We start from the raw sequence: 4,015 nt of genomic DNA on the forward strand, positions 1-4,015 counted from the left end.
TAGCCGAGAGGCTTGCCGCCGGTCACGCCCAGTACCTCGCCCGAGACGTAACGCGCGTCATTCGACGCAAGGAAGACGAAGGCCCCGGCAACCTCCGCGGGCTGTCCCATCCGTCCCAGCGGCGTGCCTTCCCCGAAGCTCTCGAGCTTTTCCGACGTAGTGGTGGCGGGCTGCAGCGGAGTCCAGATGGGGCCCGGCGCCACTGCGTTCACCCGGATGCCCCGCTCGCCCAGGAGTTCGGCGAGGCTGGCGGTCAGGTTGTTGAGTGCGGCCTTCGTGGCCGCATAGTCCATGAGGCTCGTCGATGGCTGGTACCCCTGGACCGACGTCGTATTGATGATGCTCGCGCCCGCCGACAGGTGCGGAAGGGCTGCCTGGATGAGCCAGATCGTTCCGAACACATTCGTTTCGAAGGTTCTCCTCAGCTGGTCCGCGTCGATGTCCTCGATGCCGCCCGGTTGGGCGATGTGGTAACCGGCGTTGTTGACGAGGATGTCAAGGCCGCCGAGTCCGGCGACCACCCGATCGACCGCAGCCCGCGAGTACGTCTCCTCGCGGAGGTCCCCGGGAACCGCCAGGGCCTTCCGCCCCTCGGCCTCGATGAGTTCGCAGCAGCTGCGGCCGTCCTCCTCCTCCTCGGGCAGGTACCCGATGGCCACGTCGGCACCTTCCCGCGCGAAGGCCAGTGCAGTGGCGCGACCGATGCCGGAATCCCCGCCGGTGATGAATGCCCGCCGGCCCTCGAGCCGACCGTTTCCGCGGTAGCTGTCCTCTCCGTGGTCGGGCCGTGGATTCATCCGTTCGGTGAATCCCGGGTATTCCTGGAGTTGGGTCGAGGCATCGACGTCGGGCCCCCTCGGATCGGATCGGTCAAGCATATTTTCCGGACCGTCTGCCATGCCGTACTCCTCGAATGTCGGAACCTGCGGGAACAATAAGCCTACTGTCCATATTCCGGAACCGGGAGTTTCTCCCTCATTGTGTTTAGCCCGGCAGTCCTCTAGTAATGGACTATGACAGTGATGCTGAGGTCCCTTGAAACCGCCGTGCCCGAGACGGTCATGAAGCAGCCCGACGTCCGTGATGCCTTCGCTGCGCAGCCCGGGCTCACCCGGCTGGGAACCCGGCTCGTCAATACGGCCTTCGACTCCTCGGGAATCGACACCCGGTACACAGTGGTGAAGGAACTGACGCTGGACAGCGAATCCGAGCATCCCGTCTTCTTCGACAGGAGTCAGATGCGCATCCTCTCGCCCAGCACCAAGACCCGCAACGAGGTGTACGCGGAGGAGGGCACCGAGCTCTTCATCGAGGCCGGCCGCAAGGCCCTCGCTGCTGCAGCGGGCATCGAAGCCGCCGACGTCACCCACGTGGTGACGGTGTCCTGCACCGGGTTCTTCGCGCCGGGCCCGGACTACAAGGTGGTGAGAGCCCTCGACCTCGCGCCGTCGGTCCAGCGCTACCACCTCGGTTTCATGGGCTGCTATGCCGCCTTCCCTGCGCTCCGGTCAGCGAAGGCCTTCTGCGAGGCGGAGCCCGACGCCGTCGTGCTCGTGATCAGCGCCGAGCTCTGCTCACTGCACGTGCGGTCCTCGAACAATCCCGACACCATCGTCGGTTCGTCGCTCTTCGCCGACGGTGCCGCTGCCGCGATCATCACTGCGCGCGAGATTCCCCTCGATGGCCCCGCCCTCAGCCTCGATCACTTCGAGACCGTCCTCACCCCGGTGGGCGAGGAGTCGATGGCCTGGAACATCGGTGACGAGGGCTTCGAGATGGTCCTCGGCACGTATGTCCCCCACATCATCGACGAACACATCGTGGGCGCCCTCGAACCGCTCCTGGCCTCCGATGAAACCCTGAAGGGGATGGCGTACCGGGACATCGAGCACTGGGGAATCCACCCGGGCGGGCGGAGCATCCTCGACAAGGTCGAGGCGAAACTGGACCTGACCGCGGAGCAACTCGTACCCGCCCGCGAGACGTTGCGGAATTTCGGCAACATGAGCAGCGCCACCGTGATGTTCGTGCTGAAACACATCCTGGAGCAACCGTCATCGGGCGGCAACGGCCGCATCTGTTCCATGGCATTCGGTCCTGGCCTCACGGTGGAGACGGCGCTTTTCACCAAAGTAGGGGTATGAGCGGTTTCCTGGCCCGCCGGGATACCGGTGCTGTCGAGGAGATGGACCGACCCGACTGCGATCCGGTTCGGCTGGAGAACACGTACCGGCAGTTCGGCCTCGTCAACGCTGTGGTTTCGGGCTGGCGGCACACCTACGTCAGGCTGCTGCGGCCGCACCTGTCAGCGGCGCCGTCGTGCTCACTGCTCGATGTCGGCTCGGGCGGCGGGGACGTGCCGCGGGCACTCGCCCGGTGGGCGCGCAGGGACGGCCTCGACCTCGACATCACGGCGATCGACCCCGATGAACGCGCCCACGCGTTCGCTGTCGCACAACCGCAGGTCCCCGGGCTGACGTTCCGCAGGGCGTTCAGTTCGGAGCTGGTGGCGGAAGGCCGGACGTTCGACGCAGTGATCTCCAACCACCTGCTGCATCACCTGTCCCCCGGCGAGTTCTCGGGACTGCTCCGGGACACCGAACAGCTCTCCACGGGCATCGCCGTGCACAGCGACATCGTCCGCCACCGGGTGGCGTACGGGCTGTTCTCGGCCGGAACGCTTCCCCTGCGCGGTTCCTTCATCCGCACGGACGGGCTGACGTCCATCCGGCGCAGCTACACGACGGCGGAGCTCCGTGCGTGTCTCGAGGAGGAGCACAGCACGGGGTGGAGCGTCCGGAGCTTTCCCCTGTTCCACCACTCCCTCGTCCATCAGCGCGGGAGCAACGGCGATGCATGACGTCCTGGTGATCGGCGGCGGCCCCGTGGGACTGTACACGGGGCTGCTGCTCCGACGGGCGGGGCTCGACGCCGTCGTGCTGGAGCGGCGCACCGAACGCAGCAGGCACTCACGCGCCATCGGGATCCACCCGCCCGCCCTCACAGCGCTGGACTCCGCCGGGGTGGCCGATGCCCTGATATCACGGGGCGTTCCGATCCGCGAGGGGATCGCACGAAGCCGCGGGAAACACGTGGCCGGCGTGTCCTTCAGGGACCTACCCGGTAAGCACGGGTATGTCCTTGCCGTTCCGCAGGCGGTGACCGAGGAGATCCTCGAGGCCATGCTCGACGACGAGTACCCAGGTACCCTGCGCCGCGGCGTATCGGTGGGACGGGTCTCCGACGCGGGCGATCGCGTTTTCGCCGAAACCCGGACGGAGGGCGCCGAGGGGTTGCTCGAGGCCGCGCTCGCGGTCGGCGCGGACGGGGCCCGCAGCGCCGTCCGTGATGCTGCAGGCATCCGGGCACCCGGCCGCACCTACCCCGACTGCTACGTCATGGGGGACTTCGCGGACACAACGAGTGACGGTGCCTCCGCGGTGCTGTACCTCGAAACGGGCGGCATCGTCGAATCCTTTCCGCTGCCCGGTGCGGTCCGCCGCTGGGTGGTGCGGGTGGCGCGCCCGGTGGAGCGCCCGACGGCCGCAGGCCTTGCGGAGCTCATTGCCGTCCGCACCGGAATGGCTGTCGACCCTGACAGCAACAGCATGCTCAGCGCGTTCGAGGTGCGCTCACGGCTCGCCCGCCGGCTGGTCGCCGGACGGATCGCCCTTGTAGGGGACGCCGCCCACGAGGTGAGCCCGATCGGTGGGCAGGGCATGAATTTGGGCTGGCTGGACGCCGAGCAGCTGGTGCCGATCATCGCGTCCTCGCTCCGGGACGGACAGGACGTCGGGCTGCGGTTGCGGTCCTTCCATACCGAACGACGGCAGGCGGCACGCCGCGCCCGGCGGATGGCCCACGTGAACATGGCGCTCGGGCGTCCGCTGCCGCGGGCAGTCCTGGCCCCCCGCAACCGGCTCTTCGCCGGATTGATCGGGATTCCGGCGGTGCACGCGGGGATGACCCGGGCCTTCACCATGCAGTGACTGCCGTCTGCTCGCCGGCTCGACAC

General features: G+C 67.6%; 4 protein-coding genes. 3 read left to right on the plus strand and 1 reads right to left on the minus strand.

The window, feature by feature from the left end:
- The coding region (locus Y705_RS19600; protein ID WP_081738019.1) for an SDR family oxidoreductase at positions 1-899 on the minus strand (899 nt) is incomplete at its 3' end.
- A gap of 114 nt (positions 900-1,013) precedes the next feature.
- On the opposite strand from Y705_RS19600, the gene Y705_RS0112195 reads away from it, so the two are divergent.
- Genes Y705_RS0112195 through Y705_RS0112205 form a run of 3 tightly spaced genes read left to right on the plus strand, consistent with a single transcriptional unit; the run spans position 1,014 to position 3,989 of the window.
- The gene (locus Y705_RS0112195) at positions 1,014-2,144 is read left to right on the plus strand and encodes a type III polyketide synthase (protein ID WP_026533061.1); all 1,131 of its coding nucleotides are present in this window, start codon (positions 1,014-1,016) and stop codon (positions 2,142-2,144) included.
- Positions 2,141-2,860 (plus strand): class I SAM-dependent methyltransferase, encoded by a 720-nt coding sequence (locus Y705_RS0112200; protein WP_026533062.1) that lies wholly within the window; start codon positions 2,141-2,143, stop codon positions 2,858-2,860. Before Y705_RS0112195 ends, Y705_RS0112200 begins: the two co-directional genes overlap by 4 nt.
- Positions 2,853-3,989 carry an FAD-dependent oxidoreductase gene (locus tag Y705_RS0112205; protein WP_026533063.1) on the plus strand — a complete coding sequence of 379 codons (1,137 nt, stop codon included), beginning with the start codon at positions 2,853-2,855 and terminating at the stop codon, positions 3,987-3,989. Before Y705_RS0112200 ends, Y705_RS0112205 begins: the two co-directional genes overlap by 8 nt.
- The last annotated feature ends 26 nt before the right edge of the window (positions 3,990-4,015 follow it).

Origin of the sequence: Arthrobacter sp. H41 (genome assembly GCF_000520535.1) — a bacterium.
Lineage (GTDB): Bacteria > Actinomycetota > Actinomycetes > Actinomycetales > Micrococcaceae > Arthrobacter_D.

Coding starts and splice junctions, on each gene's coding strand:
- Y705_RS0112195 (WP_026533061.1), top strand. CDS start 1,014: ATGACAGTGATGCTGAGGTCCCTTGAAACCGCCGTGCCCGAGACGGTC.
- Y705_RS0112205 (WP_026533063.1), top strand. CDS start 2,853: ATGCATGACGTCCTGGTGATCGGCGGCGGCCCCGTGGGACTGTACACG.
- Y705_RS0112200 (WP_026533062.1), top strand. CDS start 2,141: ATGAGCGGTTTCCTGGCCCGCCGGGATACCGGTGCTGTCGAGGAGATG.